The 18582-nt window shown below is 72.2% G+C and carries 17 protein-coding genes; 8 read left to right on the top strand and 9 right to left on the bottom strand.

Annotation, left to right across the window (positions count from 1 at the left end; genetic code table 11):
• Positions 1-212 precede the first annotated feature (212 nt).
• Complete coding sequence (locus ACIRQY_RS26095; RefSeq protein WP_403929873.1) at positions 213-1115, top strand: S1 family peptidase; 903 nt, start codon at positions 213-215, stop codon at positions 1113-1115.
• Between the two features lie 155 nt (positions 1116-1270).
• Positions 1271-3865 (top strand): bifunctional acetaldehyde-CoA/alcohol dehydrogenase, encoded by a 2595-nt coding sequence (gene adhE / locus ACIRQY_RS26090; RefSeq protein WP_351788913.1) that lies wholly within the window; start codon positions 1271-1273, stop codon positions 3863-3865.
• Positions 3866-3974: 109 nt separating this feature from the next.
• On the opposite strand, the gene ACIRQY_RS26085 is transcribed toward adhE, so the two are convergent.
• Positions 3975-5021 carry a DUF3533 domain-containing protein gene (locus ACIRQY_RS26085; RefSeq protein WP_351788910.1) on the bottom strand — a complete coding sequence of 349 codons (1047 nt, stop codon included), beginning with the start codon at positions 5019-5021 and terminating at the stop codon, positions 3975-3977.
• Positions 5022-5351: 330 nt separating this feature from the next.
• Here ACIRQY_RS26085 and ACIRQY_RS26080 point away from each other — a divergent pair, with 330 nt between their 5' ends.
• Positions 5352-6230, top strand: coding sequence for an esterase/lipase family protein (locus ACIRQY_RS26080; protein ID WP_403929869.1), 879 nt, complete (start codon positions 5352-5354; stop codon positions 6228-6230).
• Positions 6231-6259: 29 nt separating this feature from the next.
• On the opposite strand, the gene ACIRQY_RS26075 is transcribed toward ACIRQY_RS26080, so the two are convergent.
• Both ACIRQY_RS26075 and ACIRQY_RS26070 read right to left on the bottom strand, forming a co-directional pair.
• Entirely contained in the window at positions 6260-7255 is a 996-nt protein-coding gene (locus tag ACIRQY_RS26075) for a lytic polysaccharide monooxygenase (RefSeq protein WP_403929866.1), read from the bottom strand.
• A gap of 157 nt (positions 7256-7412) precedes the next feature.
• Positions 7413-8081: a response regulator gene (locus ACIRQY_RS26070; RefSeq protein WP_351788899.1), complete on the bottom strand. Its 669-nt coding sequence runs from the start codon at positions 8079-8081 to the stop codon at positions 7413-7415.
• 135 nt (positions 8082-8216) lie between these two features.
• On the opposite strand from ACIRQY_RS26070, the gene ACIRQY_RS26065 reads away from it, so the two are divergent.
• The 4 genes from ACIRQY_RS26065 to ACIRQY_RS26050 all read left to right on the top strand — a co-directional run bounded on the left by ACIRQY_RS26065 (position 8217) and on the right by ACIRQY_RS26050 (position 12177).
• A complete protein-coding gene (locus tag ACIRQY_RS26065) occupies positions 8217-9200 on the top strand; it encodes a tripartite tricarboxylate transporter substrate binding protein (protein ID WP_351788896.1) in 984 nt (327 codons plus the stop codon).
• A 230-nt stretch (positions 9201-9430) separates the two neighbouring features.
• Positions 9431-9913, top strand: a complete 483-nt coding sequence (locus tag ACIRQY_RS26060; protein WP_351789035.1) for a tripartite tricarboxylate transporter TctB family protein — start codon at positions 9431-9433, stop codon at positions 9911-9913.
• Between the two features lie 3 nt (positions 9914-9916).
• Positions 9917-11407, top strand: coding sequence for a tripartite tricarboxylate transporter permease (locus tag ACIRQY_RS26055; protein WP_351788893.1), 1491 nt, complete (start codon positions 9917-9919; stop codon positions 11405-11407).
• 128 nt (positions 11408-11535) lie between these two features.
• Positions 11536-12177: a DUF6299 family protein gene (locus tag ACIRQY_RS26050; protein ID WP_403929862.1), complete on the top strand. Its 642-nt coding sequence runs from the start codon at positions 11536-11538 to the stop codon at positions 12175-12177.
• A gap of 154 nt (positions 12178-12331) precedes the next feature.
• On the opposite strand, the gene ACIRQY_RS26045 is transcribed toward ACIRQY_RS26050, so the two are convergent.
• Both ACIRQY_RS26045 and ACIRQY_RS26040 read right to left on the bottom strand, forming a co-directional pair.
• Positions 12332-12811, bottom strand: a complete 480-nt coding sequence (locus ACIRQY_RS26045; protein WP_403929859.1) for a DUF402 domain-containing protein — start codon at positions 12809-12811, stop codon at positions 12332-12334.
• A complete protein-coding gene (locus ACIRQY_RS26040; protein WP_403929856.1) occupies positions 12792-13715 on the bottom strand; it encodes a GNAT family N-acetyltransferase in 924 nt (307 codons plus the stop codon). The genes ACIRQY_RS26045 and ACIRQY_RS26040 overlap by 20 nt, the downstream gene beginning before the upstream one ends.
• Before the next feature lie 74 nt (positions 13716-13789).
• On the opposite strand from ACIRQY_RS26040, the gene ACIRQY_RS26035 reads away from it, so the two are divergent.
• Positions 13790-14164: a GntR family transcriptional regulator gene (locus tag ACIRQY_RS26035; RefSeq protein ID WP_351788881.1), complete on the top strand. Its 375-nt coding sequence runs from the start codon at positions 13790-13792 to the stop codon at positions 14162-14164.
• A gap of 129 nt (positions 14165-14293) precedes the next feature.
• On the opposite strand, the gene ACIRQY_RS26030 is transcribed toward ACIRQY_RS26035, so the two are convergent.
• From ACIRQY_RS26030 to ACIRQY_RS26015, 4 genes are all read right to left on the bottom strand, one after another.
• Positions 14294-15412 (bottom strand): DUF5925 domain-containing protein, encoded by a 1119-nt coding sequence (locus tag ACIRQY_RS26030; protein ID WP_403929852.1) that lies wholly within the window; start codon positions 15410-15412, stop codon positions 14294-14296.
• Positions 15413-15473: 61 nt separating this feature from the next.
• Complete coding sequence (locus tag ACIRQY_RS26025; protein ID WP_403929975.1) at positions 15474-16274, bottom strand: polysaccharide deacetylase family protein; 801 nt, start codon at positions 16272-16274, stop codon at positions 15474-15476.
• 62 nt (positions 16275-16336) lie between these two features.
• Positions 16337-17389 (bottom strand): glycosyltransferase family 2 protein, encoded by a 1053-nt coding sequence (locus ACIRQY_RS26020; RefSeq protein WP_403929849.1) that lies wholly within the window; start codon positions 17387-17389, stop codon positions 16337-16339.
• Entirely contained in the window at positions 17386-18216 is an 831-nt protein-coding gene (locus ACIRQY_RS26015; protein ID WP_351788874.1) for a glycosyltransferase family 2 protein, read from the bottom strand. Before ACIRQY_RS26015 ends, ACIRQY_RS26020 begins: the two co-directional genes overlap by 4 nt.
• Between the last annotated feature and the right edge of the window lie 366 nt (positions 18217-18582).

The following is an 18582-nucleotide window of genomic DNA, read 5'->3' as shown; positions in this document are numbered from 1 at the left end:
GGGAGGATCTCCTCCCGGTCGGCCCCCGGTCGGCTCTTCTTCTCTCCAACACCGTTGTGAACGGCGGTAGTTGAGAACTCCACGGCTGGAATGTGCCCTTGCGACGTGAAGTCGTGCGCGTCGACACTCCCCCACAGCGCAGGCCCCAGGCCGCGCCTCACGGGCCCGACCCCCCACGGCGGGCCCCCGATTCCCCTCGGGAGGAACGAAAAGTGAGGACCACGCGCACCACCCCCACGAGAACGATCCGGCTGCTCGCCGTCACGGCGGGTCTCGCCGCCGTCGCGGCACTCGCCGTCCCCACCGCGAGCGCGGGCACCGCGGACACCGGCCCCCGTACCTTCGGCGCCGCCGCGCTCGCCGCCACCGGTGACGCCGTCCGCGCCGCCGACGTGGCGGGCACCGCCTGGTACGTCGACACCGCCACCGACCGGCTGGTGGTCACCGCCGACTCCACCGTCACCCCGGCGGAGATAGCGAGGATCAAGGGCCGCGCCGGGGCGAACGCGGACGCCCTCCGCGTCGAACGGACCCCCGGCAAGCTCAGCAAGCTGATCTCCGGCGGCGACGCGACCTACGCCGACAGCTGGCGCTGCTCGCTGGGCTTCAACGTCCGCGACGCCGCCGGGAACTACTTCTTCCTGACCGCCGGGCACTGCACCGACGGCGCCGGGAGCTGGTACGCCGACTCCTCCCGCGCCACCGTGCTCGGGACCACCGCCGGATCGAGCTTCCCCGGTGACGACTACGGTCTGGTGCGGTACACCAACGCGTCGATCGTCAAGTCCGGATCGGTCGGCAGCGTGGACATCACCAGCGCCGTCAACGCCACGGTCGGCCTGTCCGTCACCCGCCGGGGCTCCACCACCGGCATCCACAGCGGCTCGGTGACCGGTCTCAACGCCACCGTGAACTACGGCGGCGGCGACATCGTCTCCGGTCTGATCCGTACGAACGTCTGCGCCGAGCCCGGCGACTCCGGCGGCCCGCTCTACTCGGGCAGCCGGGCCGTCGGCCTCACCTCGGGCGGCAGCGGCAACTGCTCCACGGGCGGCACGACGTACTTCCAGCCCGTGACGGAGGCGCTGAGCGCCTACGGGGTCAGCGTCTTCTGAGCGGAGGGGTGAACGGGGGCCGGAAAGCCTTTGTGAATCCTTTCACAAAGGGACTTCCGGCCCCTCCCCAGAGGCCCTTTTCCGCCCCTTTTCGCAGGTCAACGGGTGTCGAATGGAGGCATCAGCGAAAAGGGACCGAAGAAGGAGTACCTGCCATGGAGGCCAAGGAGATGGTGGACGGACTGGTACGGGACGCCCTCGGGGCGCTCGACCGGTTCGAGACCTTCGACCAGGAGCAGGTCGACCACATCGTCAAGAAGGCCTCGCTCGCCGCGCTGAGCGCGCACGGCGACCTGGCGAAGCTCGCCGTCGAGGAGACCGGCCGCGGCCTGTTCGAGGACAAGGCCGTCAAGAACCTCTTCGCCTGCGAGCACGTCACCCACTCGATGGCCGGTCTGAAGACCGCCGGAGTCATCCGCCGCGACGAACTGAACGGCATCACCGAGATCGCCGAGCCCGTCGGCGTCGTCTGCGCGATGACCCCGGTCACCAACCCCACCTCGACCACGATCTTCAAGGCGCTCATCGCCCTCAAGACCCGCAACCCGATCGTCTTCGCCTTCCACCCCTCCGCCCAGAACTGCTCCGCCGAGGCCGCCCGGATCGTCCGTGACGCCGCCGTCGCCGCGGGCGCCCCCGAGGGCTGTGTGCAGTGGATCGAGGAGCCCTCCATGGAGGCCACCGGCCTCCTGATGAACCACGAGGGCGTCTCCACCATCCTCGCCACCGGCGGAAACGCGATGGTCAGGGCCGCCTACTCGTGCGGCAAGCCCGCCCTCGGCGTCGGCGCGGGCAACGTCCCCGCCTATGTCACCCGCAGCGCCAAGCTCCAGCGCGCGATCCACGACATCGTGCTCTCCAAGGCCTTCGACAACGGCATGATCTGCGCCTCCGAGCAGGCCGTCGTCCTCGACCGGGAGGTGTACGAGGAGGGCATCGCCGAATTCGAACGGCTCGGCGCGCACGTCGTCAGCGCCGCCGAGAAGACCAAGCTGGAGGAGTACGTCTTCGGCACCACCGCCCACGCCACCAACTGCGGCGGTGCGAAGCTCAACGCGGCCGTCGTCGGCAAGTCCCCCCGGTGGATCGCCGAGCAGGCGGGCTTCGAGGTCCCCGAGGGCACCTCCATCCTCCTCGCCGAGTGCGCCGAGGTCGGCGAGGCCGAGCCGCTCACCCGCGAGAAGCTCTCCCCGATCCTGGCCGCCCTCAAGGCCGACTCCACCGAGCACGGCCTGGAGCTCTCCGCCCGCATGGTCGAGTTCCACGGTCTCGGCCACAGCGCCGCCATCCACACCGAGGACGAGGCACTGGCCGAGGAGTTCGGCAAGCGGGTCAAGGCGATCCGCGTGATCGTCAACGCGCCCTCCACCTTCGGCGGCATCGGCGACGTCTACAACTCCTTCCTCCCCTCGCTCACGCTCGGCTGCGGCTCGTACGGACACAACTCCGTGTCGAACAACGTGACCGCGGTCAACCTGATCAACGTCAAGCGGATCGGACGGCGCAACAACAACATGCAGTGGTACAAGGTGCCGCCGAAGATCTACTTCGAGCGCAACGCGATCCGCTACCTCGGCGAGATGGAGGACATCCACCGGGTCACCATCGTCACCGACCGGACGATGAGCGCCATCGGCTTCGTCCAGAAGATCACCGACATCCTCAACGGACGCGAGGAGCCGGTCACCATCCAGGTCATCGACTCCGTCGAGCCCAACCCGGAGCTCGCCACCGTGCAGGCCGGAGCCGCCGCCATGCGCGCGTTCGGCCCGGACACCGTCATCGCCCTCGGCGGCGGCTCCCCGATGGACGCCGCGAAGATCATGTGGCTGATGTACGAGCGGCCCGAGGTCGAGTTCGCGGACACCAAGGAGAAGTTCTTCGACATCCGCAAGCGCGCCTACCGCTTCCCGAAGCTCGGCGAGAAGGCCAAGCTGGTCGCGATCCCGACCACCTCGGGCACCGGCAGCGAGGTCACCCCCTTCGCGGTGATCTCCGACCCGGCGGCGGCGCAGAAGTACCCGCTCGCGGACTACGCGCTCACCCCCGACGTCGCCATCGTCGACCCGGTGCTGCCGATGAACCTCCCGCCCACCGTCACCGCCGACTCCGGCTTCGACGCCCTGACCCACGCCACCGAGGCGTACGTCTCCGCCTACGCGAACGACTTCACCGACGGCCAGTGCCTCCAGGCCATCAAGCTGATCTTCCAGAACCTGGAGACCTGCGTGACGGAGGGCGCCAAGGCGCCCGAGGCCCGCGAGAAGATGCACAACGCCTCGACCATCGCGGGCATGGCCTTCGCCAACGCCTTCCTCGGCCTGGTCCACGCCATGGCCCACACCCTCGGCAACACCTTCCACGTCGCCCACGGCCGCACCAACGCGCTGCTGCTCCCGCACGTGATCCGCCACAACGGCACCGTCACCCACAAGGCCGTGCCGTGGCCGAAGGCCGAGGTCTACCGGGCGCCCGAGCGCTTCCAGGAGATCGCCCGGATGCTGGGCCTCCCGGCCGCGACGCCGGAGGAGGGCGTGGAGTCCTACGCCCGTGCGGTGGAGGACCTCAGGGCCCGCTGCGGCATCCCGGCCTCCTTCCAGGAGGAGGGCGTCGACGAGGCGGCCTTCCTGGAGGCCCTGCCCCAGCAGGCGGTCAACGCCTACGCCGACCAGTGCGCGCCCGCCAACCCGCGGATGCCGATGATCGACGACATGAAGGAACTGATGACCCGGGCGTACTACGGCAAGTAGGACCCCACGGTGGAGGGCCCCCGGCGCTGGCGAGCGCCGGGGGCCCTTCGCGGTGCGCGGACCGGCCTCCCGTACGGGGATCAGGGGCGGTCCCGCTTCCCGTACGGGGTCAGGGCCGTGCCCCGTCCGGGGCGCCCACCTCGTCCGCGATGACCTCCGGCTCCGGCGGCGGCTTCACCGAGGTCACCACCAGCGTCACCACCGTGCCGACCACCGCCCAGGCCGAGAGCACCAGCATCGACGCGGTCATGTCGTTGCCCTTGAAGTACGCGATCGAGCGCGCCGCCCAGGTGCCCGCGCCCGGTGGCAGGGCGGGTCCGATCGCGCTCCAGAACGGCGGCAGCATCGGCAGCGGGAAGGCGCCGCCCGCGCTGGGATTGCCCGCGACCACCACGATCAGGATCGCCAGGCCGATGCCGACGATCCCGAAGACCGACTGCAGGGCGAGCGTGGCCGCGCCGACGGAGAAGACCACCAGGGCCCCCAGGCCCCACAGGGCGGCGACGCTGCCGGGCAGGGCGCCCAGGATCGGGCCGACGATGAGCGCGCCGCCGAGCCCGCCGAGGACCGAGTAGAGGGCGAGCACCCCGAGCCGGATGACCGCCCGCTCCCGGTTGGCGGGCCGGGAACCGGCGCTGATCGCCAGGATCGCGGCACAGATGTAGCCGCCGACGCACCAGCCGACGACCAGGTAGAAGGACGAGAGCCCGTTGAAGTCCTCCCGGGAGGCGGGCGCCACGTCCACCGTCCGCACCGAGCGGTTCCGGAGCTCCTCCGCCCCGGTGACGATCCGGTCCAGGGCCGTGGACAGCGCCGTACCGCCGCCGGAGGCGACGAGCAGGGTGTCGGTGCGGCCGACCGGGTCGAAGAGCAGCGCGCCGTCGATCTCCCGGTTCAGGATCTGGTCCCGCGCGGTGGCCTCGTCGGCGACCGCGCGGGCGTCGAGCGGCCCGCCGGGCAGCCCGTCCAGCTGCGTCACGAGCCGCCCGGCGACCGCCTGCGGCGCGACCACGCCGAAGGGCACGTCCCTCGGTTTCGGGTGGTGCAGCGCCCCGACGTAGGAGGTGATGAACAGCAGCTGGAGGGCGAAGACGCCGATCACCAGGAGGGCGGCTCGGGGAGTGACGGCGCTTCTCAGTTCATCGACGAGACTCATGCCCCCCAGGCTCCGCCCCGCCGCCCCCGCCCGCAGTCGGGAAGGGCCCGAACGGGTGAGCCGCGCGGGGCGGCCGAGAGGGGAGCGGGGGAGAGCCGGGGTCGGGTCCGCGCCCGGCGGGACTCCCGTACGCCCGCCCCGGAGATGTGCTCAACGGGCCTTGCTGTGATTGTTCATGACGACACGTCAATTTTTACCGACGCGTAACTTCCGGTCGAGACTACCGGTGCGTAGCTTGGCGGGAGCGCGGCCTTGTCGCGCATCCCCACTTGTGGTCCGGACCGCAGGGCGTACCCCCACCATCCCCTTGAGCCGCAAGGAGAACGCCCGATGCTGTCCCGTACCCCCTGGAAGCAGGCCGTCAGAGCGCTGTCCGTCCTGCTCCTGACCGCCGCCGCCACGCTCGCGCCGACCGCCGCCGCCTCCGCCCAGCCCGCCGCCGCGACCGTCGACCGGGGCTGGAACGACTTCTCCTGCAAGCCGTCGGCCGCCCACCCGCGCCCGGTCGTCCTCGTCCACGGCACCTTCGGCAACTCCGTCGACAACTGGCTGGGCCTCGCGCCCTACCTGGTCGCCCGGGGCTACTGCGTCTTCTCGCTCGACTACGGCCAGCTGCCGGGCGTGCCCCTCTTCAACGGACTCGGGCCCATCTCCGTGTCCGCCGGACAGCTCAAGACGTACGTCGACCGGGTCCTCGCCGCCACCGGCGCCCCCGAGGCCGACCTCGTCGGACACTCCCAGGGCGGGATGATGCCCCGCTGGTACCTCAAGTTCCTCGGCGGGGCCGAGAAGGTGAACGCGCTCGTCGGCATCGCGCCCGACAACCACGGCACCACCCTGCTCGGCCTCACCGGACTGCTCCCGTACTTCCCCGGCGCGAAGGACCTGATCAGCTCCGCCACGCCGGGCCTCGCCGACCAGATCGCGGGCTCGCCGTTCCTCACCCGGCTCAACGAGGGCGGGGACACCGTGCCCGGCGTCCGCTACCACGTCATCGCGACCCGGTACGACGAGGTCGTCACGCCCTACCGCTCACAGTTCCTGAGCGGCCCGAACGTCACCAACGTCCTCATCCAGGACAAGTGTGCGCTCGACCTCTCCGAGCACGTGGCCATCGGCACGGTGGACCGGGTCACCTTCCACGAGGTGGCCAACGCCCTCGACCCGGCCCGTGCCACACCGACGACCTGCCTGTCCGTGGTCGGCTAGGCCGACCGGCCACGACCGGCCGCGACCCGTTACGAACGGCGGCGGCGGGCGGCGGCGAAGAGCAGGGCCGCCCCGCTCGCCAGGACGGCGGCGCCACCCACCGCCAGGTACGCGGTGGTGGCGTCGCCGCCCGTCTCGGCGAGCACCTCGCCGGAGCCCGTGCCCGAACCGGCCGCCGGTGCGGGGGCGTTGGGCGCGGTGGTGGCCGGGTTGCCGTCCTCCCCGCCCGCCGGAACGGTCGGCTGCGGGGTGGGCGCGGCGGCGGTCGCGCCCGCGCCCGTCGCCGCGTCGTCGTCCCCGTGCCCGCCGTGCTCGACCGTGGACTGGCCCTGGCCGTCCTCGATCTGCTCGTCGGTGGGCGCGGAGGCGGTCGGCGCCGGGGCCGTGGTGCCGTTGTCCTTCCCGAACACGACGTCCGAGCAGGTGTAGAACGCCTCGGGGGAGTCCGAGCGCTGCCAGACCGAGTAGATCAGGTGCCGTCCGGACTTCTTCGGCACCGTCCCCCGGAAGACGTAGTCACCGCTCTCCATCCGGGGGTCCGTCACCTTCGCGAACGGATTCGCCTCCAGGTCCGACCACTTCAGCGGCTTCGACGGGTCGTACCCGTCCTTCGTCACGTACAGCGCGAACGAACCCCGGTGCGGCGCCGTGCCCTTGTAGCGGAAGGTGTGCGCCCCGGCGGCCAGCGGGCTGGCGGGCCAGTCGGCCCGCGCCAGGTCGAGCCCCCGGTACTTGTCGTTCCCGGCGCTGCACAGCTTGCCGTCCGGGATCAGCTCCCGGTGCTTCCCGGCGGCGTTCGCGATGTTCACCCCGTTCCAGTCGTAAAGCGCCTGGGGCCCGCCGGCCGCCACCGCCGCCTTGCACGCCGCCGACTTCGGGGACTCGGGTCCCTCCGCGTAGCAGGCCGACACCCGGCTCACCGGATCGGTCATCGACCCGTGCGCGGACGCGGGACCGGACGAGAGCCCGGCCAGGGCGAACACCGCGACCGTGGTGGCGGCGGCGGAGGTACGGCGAGAGGTCATGGGGGGACAGCTCCTTCACGGGGGACGACATGGGGGGTTGACCAGCAAGCTAGCCCTCCGGCCACGCGGAAGAGCCCCGGGAACGGGGCGGAAGGAGATCCTTAGGGTCGCTTTAAGGCGCCGGTAAGCGACGCCTGAGGAACACCGCCCCGCCCCCTCACCCCAGGCGGCGGTACCGGCGTTCCGGGCGGCCCGTGCCGCCGTAGCGCAGGGTGATCTCCGCCCGGCCCGTCTGGGCGAAGTACTCCAGGTAGCGGCGGGCGCTGACGCGGGAGAGGGAGCCCGCCTCCGCGCACTCCGTGGCGGAGAGGCCCGCCGGATGGGCGCGGAGGATCGAGTCGACCAGGTCGGCCGTGTGGGCGGCCAGTCCCTTCGGCAGCTCCCGGGAGCCGCGCGGCCGGGTGCCGAAGATCTGGTCGACGTCCTCCTGGCGCGCCTCGTCGAGCTCGTCGAGGCGGTTGCGGAGCGAGGCCACGTGACGCAGCTGTTCGTGCAGCGCCGCCTGGTTGAACGGCTTGATCAGATAGTGCAGCGCCCCCGCCCGCAGCGCCTCGCGGATCGTGCCCACGTCCCGGGCCGCCGTGATGAACAGCGCGTCCGTGGCCAGGCCCGCGGCCCGCATCTCCCGCAGCACCCGGATTCCGTCCATATCGGGCAGGAAGACGTCGAGCAGCACCAGATCGGGCCGTAGCCGCTCCGCCGCCCGCAGGGCCTCCGCCCCGCTGTGCGCCACCCCCGCCACTCTGAATCCGGGCACCACCGACACATAGCGGCAGTGCAGCTTGGCGACCATGAAGTCGTCGTCCACCACCAGCACGTTCGTCACACCGACCCACGCTAGGTCGCGACCACAACGACCACAACGTCCGTTGGTTGCGGAAGAGAGACAGCTTCTTAACGCGCAGGCAACATGTGGGCCACCTCACACCCCCCTTCCCCTTCTACCTGAGAGGCGGCACACGTGCGGTTGCGCACCCCCCTCGCCCTCCTCGGGGCCGCGCTCCTGGTGCTGGTGGGTCCCCCACTGCTCAGCATCGGCAGTGGCTCCGACTCCGGCACCCGGATACCCGGCCTGCGCTTCATGGTTCCCAACACGCCCGGCGGCGGCTACGACATCACCGCCCGTACCGCCGCCAAGAACGCCGAGGAGGCGGGCCTCACCGACGACATCGAGGTCTTCAACCTGCCGGGCGCGGGAGGCACCGTCGGCCTCACCCGGCTCGTCGGCGAACGGGGCAACGGCCGCCTCGCCATGTCCATGGGGCTCGGCGTCGTCGGCGCCGTTCACACCAACGCCACCCCCCGTACCCTCGCCGACACCACCCCGATCGCCCGGCTCACCGAAGAGCAGGACATCGTCGTGGTCGGCAAGGACTCCCCGTACAAGACCATCCAGGAGCTGCTCACCGCCTGGAAGAAGGACCCGGGCAAGCTCCCCGTCGGCGGCGGTTCCTCGCCCGGCGGCCCGGACCACCTCGCCCCGATGCTGATGGCGCAGGCCGCCGGGATCGCCCCGAAGGACGTCAACTACGTCCCCTTCGACGGCGGCGGCGAACTCCTCGCCTCCATCCTCGGCAACAAGGTCGGCTTCGGCGTCTCCGGCGTCGGCGAGTACCTCGACCAGATCAAGGCCGGGGAGCTGCGGCTCCTCGCCGTCACCGGCCCCCAGCGCGTCCCCGGACTCGACGCCCCCACCCTCCGCGAGGCCGGGCTCGACACCGAGTTCACCAACTGGCGCGGCATCGTCGCCCCGCCCGGACTCTCCGACGCCGAGCGCGAGAAGCTCGTGACCCTCGTGACCGAGCTGCGCGACTCCCCGCAGTGGAAGGAGTCGCTGAAGACCCACGGCTGGAACGACGCCTTCCTGCCGGGCGAGGAGTTCGGCGCCTTCCTCACGGAGCAGGACCGCCGGGTCGGCTCCGTCCTCAAGGAGCTGGGCCTGTGAGCGCGAAGAACGACCCCGCGAAGAACGAGCCCGCGAACGGCGGTGCCGTGGAGAACGAGACCGTGGAGACCGAACACGCGACGAGCGACCACGCGAAGACCGAGGCCGTCCGCGACGAGCCCGTCCGCACGGAGGGCGAGAACACGACCGGGACCTCAGGGAGCGGGACCTCGGCGGACGAGACCCCCGGGGCCGCGAGCGGGAAGACCGGGGCCACCAAGGGCTCCTGGCTGCGCGAGCGCTCCGAACTCGGCGTCGGCGTCCTGCTGTTCCTCCTGGGTGCCCTCGTCATCGTCGACGCCCTCACCCTCGACACCGACCTCGCGAGCAGGGGTCCCATCGGCCCCGCCACCGTCCCCCTCGTCGTCGGCTTCGGACTCCTGATCGTCGCCGTCCTGCTCTCCGTGGACGTCCTGCGCGGCGGCCGGGGCGAGGCCGAGGCGGGCGAGGACGTCGACCTGGCCGAACCCGCCGACTGGCGCACCGTCCTGCTCCTCGCCGGAGCCTTCCTCGCCTTCGCCGTCCTCATCGGACCCGTCGGCTTCCCCGTCGCCGGAGCACTGCTCTTCTGGGGCGCGGCCTACGCACTCGGCAGCCGTCACTACCACCGTGACCCGCTGATCGCGGCCGGCCTCTCGCTCCTCGCCTACGGCGTCTTCGACAAGCTGCTCGGCGTACCGCTGCCCGGCGGCCCGCTGATGGGAGTGATCTGACCCATGGATTCCCTCAACTCCCTCATCGACGGCTTCGGGACCGCCCTGAGCCCGATGAACCTGATGTGGGCCGCCCTCGGCGTGCTCCTCGGCACCGCCATCGGCGTCCTCCCCGGCATCGGCCCCGCCATGGCCGTGGCCCTGCTGCTCCCCGTCACCTACGGGCTCGACCCGACCGGCGCGTTCATCATGTTCGCGGGCATCTACTACGGGGCCATGTTCGGCGGCTCCACCACCTCGATCCTCCTCAACACCCCCGGGGAGAGCGCGGCGGTCGTCGCCGCCATCGAGGGCAATCCGATGGCCAAGTCGGGCCGGGGCGCGCAGGCGCTCGCCGCCGCCGCCATCGGGCACTTCGCCGGTGGCATGATCGGCACGATCCTGCTCGTCGTGCTCGCGCCGACGGTCGCCGCGCTCGCCGTCGACATCGGCGCCCCCGACTACCTGGCCCTGATGGTCCTCGCCTTCATCGCGGTGACCTCGGTCCTCGGCTCCTCCCGCATCCGTGGCCTGGCCTCCCTGCTCATCGGCCTCACCATCGGACTGGTCGGCCTCGACCAGATGACGGGCCAGCAGCGCCTCACCTTCGGCTCGCTCCAGCTCGCCGACGGCATCGACGTCGTCATCGTCGCGGTCGGTCTCTTCGCCATCGGCGAGGCCCTGTGGGTCGCCGCGCACCTGCGCCGCTCCACCGGGGAGGCCATCCCGGTCGGCCGTCCCTGGCTCGGCAAGGACGACGTCCGGCGCACCTGGAAGTCCTGGCTGCGCGGTCCCCTCATCGGCTTCCCGTTCGGCGCGATCCCGGCCGGTGGCGCGGAGATCCCGACGTTCCTCTCGTACGTCACGGAGAAGCGTCTGTCGAAGCACAAGGCGGAGTTCGGCAAGGGCGCCATCGAGGGCGTCGCGGGACCGGAGGCGGCGGCCTCGGCCTCGGCGGCGGGCACCCTCGTCTCCATGCTGACCCTCGGACTGCCGACCACGGCCGTCGCCGCCGTGATGCTGGCCGCGTTCCAGCAGTACGGCATCCAGCCGGGCCCGCTGCTCTTCGAGCGGGAGCCGGAGCTGGTGTGGGGTCTCATCGCCTCGCTGTTCGTCGGCATGGTGCTGCTGCTCGCGCTCAACCTGCCGCTGGCCCCGGTCTGGGCGAAGCTGCTGAAGATCCCGCGTCCCTACCTCTACGCGGGCATCCTGTTCTTCGCCGCGGTCGGCGCGTACGCGGTCGGCGGCGAGGCCCTCGACCTGGTCATCCTGCTGGTCGTCGGTCTGATCGGGCTCGGGATGCGGCGCTACGGGCTGCCGGTGCTCCCGGCCGTCATCGGTGTCATCCTCGGCCCGGCCGCCGAGCAGCAGCTCCGCCGCGCGCTCCAGATCAGCGACGGCGCCGTGACGGGCCTGGTGAACACGCCGTTCTCGATCACCGTGTACACGGTCGTCGTGCTGCTGCTCGCCTGGCCGCTGGTGCGGAAGGCGGTGAGCCGCCGCTCCGCGAGCTGACCGTACGACGGTATGTGCGGTGGATACGGCCAACTCGCCCGCAATGGGGTGAGTTTCAGACACCTGGCGGCCGGACCCGATATCCCTGGCGGGCAGCACCACCCCCCACCCCCGAAGGGACCCCGCACATGCGCGTACGACGCGTCCTCGTCACCGGCGCCCTGCTCGCCGTCTCCGCAGCCGTCGCCCCTCTCGCCCACGCGGGAGGGGCCGACGGCCTTTCCGCTCACGACGGCCTTTCCGCTCACGACGGCCTTTCCGGCCGGGAGAGCGCTTCCGTCAGGGAAGGTGCTTTCGGCAGGGAAGACATTTTCGTTCACGGCGGTCTCTCCGGCCATGACGGCCCGTTCGGCCGGGGAACGGCCCAGGGCCTGCCGGCCCTCGGCCCGGTCGTCCCCGCCGACCCGGCCGGACGTGGCGGGCGGGCTCCCGCCGCCGACGCGGTCACCGTCGACAGCCGTGGGATCCTCGGCGCGGACGGCACGGTGACCCTGTCCGGGACCTACCGCTGCCTCGACGACGGCGCGGGCCCCGTCCTCGTCGGTTCCAACCTCACGCAGGGGGGCCACTCGGCCGGGATCGGCGGCACCCGGGCCGTCTGCGACGGCCGCGCGCACCCATGGACCAACACGGGGGTCGTGAAGGACCCCGCCTACCGGCCGGGGCCCGCCCGGGTGCGCGCCACGCTCGCCCAGATCACCACCGGCCCGGACGGCCTCCCGGTCCCCACGATCAGGGCCGTACAGGAGGTCCCCGTCACGCTGGGCTGAACGCCCCCGGGCCCCGGACGGGGGAGGGACCGGGCCAAGCCGGCCTCTCCCCCTGGGACCGGCCCGGCCCGGGAGGCGGCGGTGGTACACCCCCTCCCGGTGCCCGCCCGGTGCCGGGGGTCGTCGGGCGCTCGGCACCCCGTCCGGAACCCCCTCAGCCCAGGAGTTCCGTCAGGCCCTCGCGTCCCAGGGCGGCCAGCGCGTCCAGGGCGGCGACGGCGCGTTCCGCCGCCTCCGGGTCGGAGGCGGCGAGCCCGCTCGCCGCGAACTCGTCCTCGTCGAGCCGCAGCACCTCGCTCCCGTCCGCCGACACCCACAGGTCCAGGTCCAGGTCCTCGACCACCACCCCCGCCTCCCCGATCACGGCGGGCCGGGTGATGTCGCAGTACCAGCCCTTGCGGATGCCGTCGGCGGACCACACCTCCTTGACCGTGAACCAGCGGTCGCGCCAGTAGTGCTCCACGAAGACGTCACCCGGCTCGAACCGCACGAAACCGAAGTCCCGTATCCCCTCGGCGGCCCACGGGGCACGGACCGAGAGCCGGTCACCGTGCTCCCCGAGCACCTCGGCCGGGTAACGGATCTTCGTCCGGCCGGCCTTCGTCAGGGTGATCTCAACCGAGCGTCCGGACATGGCGCACCTCCCGGGCGGCCACCTGGTAGCCGAACCACTTGTTGATCGCCAGCATCGGCCCGTTCTCCGTGTCGTTCCCGGTGAACGCCTCCGTGCAGCCCGCCGCGCGCGCCCGGTGCAGCGAGGCGTTCTTCACGAGCTTGGCGAGTCCGCGCCCCCGGAACCCCGGCGCCGTGCCCGTCATCCCGGTGCCGAACCGGCCGAGCCCGTCCGTCTGCGCCGCAGTGAACGCGGCGGGCACGCCGTCCACCACCGCGACCGTCGTCAGCGCCCGGTCGAACAGCGGATGCTCCCAGGTGGTCGCCCGCCAGTGGTCGAAGTCGGCCAGATCCGACCCCACGTCACTCGGCTCGTCGGCGGTCGTCACCGCGTCCAGCTCGAACAGCGGCCGGAGATCGGCCGCGAAGTCCTCGGCGGTGAGCAGCTCGACCCCGGCGGGCGGCGCCTGGAGCGGCGGCAGTACGGCCGAGGCCAGATCGAGCCGGAGGAAGTACGCGGACCTGCTGGGGGAGTAGCCCCGCCGCCCGGCCCAGGCCAGGTTCTCCGGCGCGTCCAGGACCCAGCTGTACAGGGTCGTCGCGCCCCGCTCGGCCAGGTGCTCCTCGGCGGCCCGGAGCAGCAGCGTGCCCGCTCCCCGGCCCAGGTGCGCGGGGTCGACGTAGACGTTGACGAAGCCGACGCCGGGCTTGGGGGAGTCATGGGCGATGCCCTGCTGGGCCGTACCGACGACCTCGCCGTCCTCCGTCACGGCGACGAGCGGACGGGCATGGGCCTCCGGGTGGGCGCGCGCCCAGTCGAAGGCGCATTGTTCGGCGGTCGCGAGCATGAAGGGCACGGCGGCGCGCCGGGCCCGGGCGAACCCCTCGGCGTCCTCGGAACGCACATCACGGACGATCACAGTCATGTGGCCGGACGCTACGGGCGAGGGACGCTCCGCCGCCTCCCATTTTCCGGTGGCATGGGGGCAGAATCGGCGGGGTGACACTCACCATCGCCGTGGACCACGCATCCACCACCGCTCCCTACGAACAACTGCGGGCCCAGATCTCGGAGCGGGCCCGGTCGGGCAGACTGCCGGTCGGATACAAGCTGCCGACGGTACGGGGGCTCGCGGAGCAACTGGGGCTCGCCGCGAACACGGTCGCCAAGGCGTACAAGGCACTGGAGGCGGACGGGGTGATCGAGACGCGCGGACGTCACGGCACCTTCGTCGCAGCCGCCGGAGACGCGGCGACCCGCCGGGCCGCCACCGCCGCCGCCCAGTACGCCGAGGAGGCCCGTCGCCTCGGTCTCAGCCGCGAGGCGGCGGAGGCGGCGCTCAACGAGGCACTGCGCGCCGCCTACGACGACTGACCTCCCCGGGGGCCCGTCGACCGGCTCCACGGGACGGGCCCGCACGGACGGGCGCGTGGGGACGGGCCCGTGGGGACGGGCCTCGCGGATACAGGTCCGACCTGTACCGGGTCCGACCTGTACCGGGTCCTACAGGTACAGGCCCGCCCCCGCCGTGCGGGGTTCCGGGAGTTCCGCCGGGGGCGTGCCGCGACGCAGGGCGAACAGCTCCGCGAGCGTCGCGCCCCCGCGCGGCACGTCCTTCTCCCGGCCGAGCCAGCGCACCGACTCGTCCCGGGTCAGCGGCCCGACCTCGATCCGGGCCAGGCAGCGGCCCGGCCGGACCACGGCCGGGTGCATCCGCTCCAGGTCCTCGTTGGTGGTGACCCCGACCAGGACGTTCCGGCCCTGCCCGAGCAGCCCGTCGGTCAGGTTGAGCAGCCGCGACAGGGCCTGCCCCGCCGTGTGCTTGGCCTCTCCCCGGATCAGCTCGTCGCAGTCCTCCAGGAGCAGCAGCCGCCAGCGCCCCTTCGCGGTGCCCTCCTCCTCGCCGATGGCGATGTCCATCAGATAGCCGACGTCGTTGAAGAGCCGCTCCGGGTCGAGCACGCAGTCCACCTGGCACCAGTCCTGCCACGACCGGGCGAGGGTCCGCAGCGCGGAGGTCTTGCCGGTGCCCGGCGGCCCGTGCAGCAGCAGGAGTCGGCCGGTGACGGAGTCGGCGGTGACCTTCATCAGCCGGTCCATGGAATCGGCCACCGGCGCCGAGTAGTTCGGGCGGACCTCGTCCCAGGTCCCGGCGCTGATCTGCCGGGTCGTCCGGTGCGCGCCGCGCCGGGGCGACATGTACCAGAAGCCCATCGTCACGTCCTCCGGCTGGGGCTCCGGCTCGTCCTTGGCCCCGTCGGTGGCCTCCTTCAGGACCCGTTCGGCGAGGTCGGCGTCGACGGCCGTCACGGTGACGTCCGCACCCTGCTTCCAGCGGGTGACCAGCAGGGTCCAGCCCTCGCCCTCGGCGAGCAGGGCGCTGCGGTTGTCGTCCTTCGTGGCCCGCAGCACGGTGGCCCCGGCCGGGAGCAGCGTCGCCTCGGGCCGGACCCGGTCGACGGTGGTGCTGTGCGAGTGCGGCTGCTCCCCGGTCGCGAAGCGGCCGAGGAACAGCGCGTCGACGACGTCCGAGGGAGAGTCGCTGTCGTCGAGGTTGAGCCGGATCGGCAGCGCGAGCTGCGGCGCCGAGGGAACCGGTGGGGTGTCAGCCATGGCGTCCATGATCCGGCAAGGGGTCGGGCCGCGCACCGGGTTTTGCCGGGGCCGCGCCCCTGCCGGGGCGTCAGATCCAGTGGCCCCGCACCGCTCCCCGGGCGCGCCGGACGATCGCGTACCCCTTGGTCATGGCCCGGTCGAGGGCGAAGTTCCGGCCGAGCGCCCGGCCCTCCACGAGCCGGGTGAACTCCTCGGTGCCGGTGGAGCGGCGCACGGTGACGCGTTCGAGGGCGTACGGCCCCTGGTGGCGTCCGGCCCGCGCGTTGCCGACCGCGAGGGCCTGGGTGAAGCCCGCCTCCCGGACGGTGCGGCGGACCCGGCGGCTGGAGTAGCCGAAGGGGTACGCGAAGGAGACCGGGGCGGTGCCGGTCTCCTCGGCCACGATCTCGCGGCAGCGCAGGGTCTCGAAGCGGAGCCGTCGTGCGTCGAGCTGGTCGAGCTGCGGATGGGTGTGGCTGTGTCCGCCGATCTCCGCGCCCGCGTCGGCGAGTTCGCGCACCTGGGCCCAGCCGAGCATGGTGTCGGGCGCGCCGCCGGTGGCGTGCGGGCCGGGCAGCCAGCCGGTGGAGACGAAGACGGTACTGCTGAAGGAGTGCCGGGCCAGGACCGGGAGGGCGTACCGGTGGACGCCCTCGTAGCCGTCGTCGAAGGTGACGAGCAGGGGACGGGCGGGCAGCGGACCGCCGGTGCGCCAGGCGGCGGCCAGGGCTGCGGTGGTCAGCGGGGTGAATCCGCGCCCGGCGACGATCTCCATCTGCGCGGCGAAGGCCTCGGGCGTGACGGAGAGCCCCAGGACCGCGGGCGCCGGGTCGGGGCCGACGGCGTGGTACATGAGGATGGGCACGGCGACGGAGCCGGAGCCGGCCATGGCGCCGGTGCCGGTCGTGGTCCGGGGCGCGGGGTCGGTACCGGGCGTGGTCGCGGATCCGCTCATCGGGAGGCCCCCTCGGCGGTCGAGGCTCCGGCGGGCCCGGCCACCGCGTTCGCGGGGGTCTCGATCGGGCCCCAGGCGAAGGCCGTTCCGTCGCGCCGGGCCCGCAGGGTGCCCAGGGCGTAGCCGCCCGCGGCCAGGGTGACGCCGGTGACGATGGCCCCGGCCCGGCCCGCGCCGCCGGGACGGCCGCGCAGTGCGTCCCGGAACCCGCGCAGGACTCCGGCGGGCAACACCCTCGTGGTGTAGCGCCGTTCGGACTCCAGGCCCTTCTGCGCGCCGACGCTGCGGGCGACCAGGGCCTTGGACAGGCCCTCGGCGTAGACCCGGGTGCGGAAGTAGCCGAAGCGTTCGCGGGCGGCGGGCACCTTGTGGTGGATGACGGCCCGGTCGTCGATGAGGAGGACCGCGTCGGGCAGTGCCCTGGCGAGCCGGATGCACAGTTCGGTCTCCTCGCCGCCGAGGGGCCGCCGGTCGCCGTCCCGGCCGATGCCGGTGGCGAAGCCGCCCGCCGCGTCGAAGGCGGTACGGCGGAAGGAGGCGTTGCCGCCGAGCACGTTCCGTACCCGGACGCGGCCGGGGGGCAGGCCCCGGTAGGTGCAGCCGACGACCCAGTCGAACTCCTCGGGGAACCAGGCGGGGCGCCGTCCGGACGCCCAGGCGGGCAGGGTCCGGCCGCCGACGGCCAGCACGCGCGGGTCGTCGTAGGCGGCGGCGAAGTGGTGGAGCCAGTCGGGTGCGGCGACGGCGTCGTCGTCGAGGAAGGCGACGAACGCGCCCCGGGCGGCGGCGATGCCGGTGTTGCGTCCGGCGGAGAGACCGCGGGGGCCCGTGTTGGCGAGCACCCGCACCCCCTCGGCGGGCCGCCGGGCGTACTCCTCGGTGAGCCGGGAGAGGAGCCGCTCGTTGTGGTCGACCACGAGCAGGATCTCCAGCGGCGGCAGCGACTGGTCCCGCACGGAGGCGACGGCGGCGAGGGTGTCCTCCCAGCGGTCCTCCGTGTAGGCGCAGATGACCACCGAGAAGCCGGGCGGGGTCGTGCGGTCGTTCAAGAGGTCTCTCCCCGGGGGACGTTCACGGAGAAGGGCGCGGGACGGCGGCGGTCGGCCTTGCCGGGGGACTTCTCCCTGAGGATGACCTTGAGGACTCGTATCCCGTCGCGGACGGCGTTGAGGTTGCTGACGCCGTGGATGCGCAGGTATTCGTGACTCGGCACTTCCTGCACTTTGAGTCCCGCCTTGACGACCCGGATGTTGATGAGGGTCTCGATCTCGAAACCGGTGCAGTCGAGGGTGATCTTGTCGAGGCAGTGGCGCCAGAAGGCGTTGTATCCGTAGCAGAGGTCGGTGTACCGGGCGCCGAACTTGCGGTTGACGAGGGTGCACAGGGCCCAGTTGCCGAGTCTTCGGACGGTCGTCATGTCGTCCGTGCCGCCGCCGTTGGCGAAGCGGGAGCCCTTGGCGAAGTCGGCGCCCCCGACGAGGGCGGAGACATAGGAGACGATCTCCTGGCCGTCGGCCGAGCCGTCCGCGTCGACCATGACGATGATGTCGCCGGTACAGGCGGCGAAACCGCTGATCAAGGCGTCGCCCTTGCCCTTGCCGACCTGCTTGACGACCTTGACGTCCGGCCACAGCGCCCGTGCGACGTCCACGGTGTCATCGGTGGAATTTCCGTCGACGAGAACGACTTCGTGAATCCATTCCGGAAGCGTCCGGAAGACGTACGGAAGATTTTCTGCCTCGTTCATCGCGGGAATGACGACACTCACCGGCGGAGTGATCGCCAGATGAGAGGTGATCGCCCGGTATTCGGCGGCTATTCGACTCGGCTCGGTCAATTCCTGATCCGTGGCGGTCGGGCGCGGGAACGAGCTCATGGGTCCGGTCTCCCTCTCGTCCGGTGGACCGCCCACCCCTTGGGCGGTCCGACGGTGTGTCCGGTGCGAAAGGGGGGCGCCCGCTCCGCCCGCGCAGGATCGATCTCCTTGCGGGATCAGCGAGTTGGCATGTCCGGCCGCGCGGTAGCCGCGCCCCGGCACATGTGCGGACATCGGTCACGGCACCCCCCTACCGCGCCCCGCCACGGAACCACCGGCGACGCCGGAGCCCTCCCCTGAGCCGCTTTCACGCGATGGTCCGGTGCGGGTGATATGTACGACGGTATTGATGAGGGGGACTGTAGGGCAAGGGCCGGATGCATGGTCCGCTTTTCCGAACTTTGACGAAGCTTCTATGGTCGGTTG

This window comes from Streptomyces sp. NPDC101490, assembly GCF_044767145.1.
Lineage (GTDB): Bacteria > Actinomycetota > Actinomycetes > Streptomycetales > Streptomycetaceae > Streptomyces.
This window is presented reverse-complemented; position numbering and strand designations above follow the sequence as displayed.

Bases quoted from the DNA above. Each gene is read 5' to 3' on its own strand.
- adhE (WP_351788913.1), top strand. From the start codon at position 1,271: ATGGAGGCCAAGGAGATGGTGGACGGACTGGTACGGGACGCCCTCGGG.
- ACIRQY_RS26085 (WP_351788910.1), bottom strand. From the start codon at position 5,021: ATGAGTCTCGTCGATGAACTGAGAAGCGCCGTCACTCCCCGAGCCGCC.
- ACIRQY_RS26080 (WP_403929869.1), top strand. From the start codon at position 5,352: ATGCTGTCCCGTACCCCCTGGAAGCAGGCCGTCAGAGCGCTGTCCGTC.
- ACIRQY_RS26075 (WP_403929866.1), bottom strand. From the start codon at position 7,255: ATGACCTCTCGCCGTACCTCCGCCGCCGCCACCACGGTCGCGGTGTTC.
- ACIRQY_RS26055 (WP_351788893.1), top strand. From the start codon at position 9,917: ATGGATTCCCTCAACTCCCTCATCGACGGCTTCGGGACCGCCCTGAGC.
- ACIRQY_RS26050 (WP_403929862.1), top strand. From the start codon at position 11,536: ATGCGCGTACGACGCGTCCTCGTCACCGGCGCCCTGCTCGCCGTCTCC.
- ACIRQY_RS26045 (WP_403929859.1), bottom strand. From the start codon at position 12,811: ATGTCCGGACGCTCGGTTGAGATCACCCTGACGAAGGCCGGCCGGACG.
- ACIRQY_RS26040 (WP_403929856.1), bottom strand. From the start codon at position 13,715: ATGACTGTGATCGTCCGTGATGTGCGTTCCGAGGACGCCGAGGGGTTC.
- ACIRQY_RS26030 (WP_403929852.1), bottom strand. From the start codon at position 15,412: ATGGACGCCATGGCTGACACCCCACCGGTTCCCTCGGCGCCGCAGCTC.
- ACIRQY_RS26025 (WP_403929975.1), bottom strand. From the start codon at position 16,274: ATGGCCGGCTCCGGCTCCGTCGCCGTGCCCATCCTCATGTACCACGCC.
- ACIRQY_RS26015 (WP_351788874.1), bottom strand. From the start codon at position 18,216: ATGAGCTCGTTCCCGCGCCCGACCGCCACGGATCAGGAATTGACCGAG.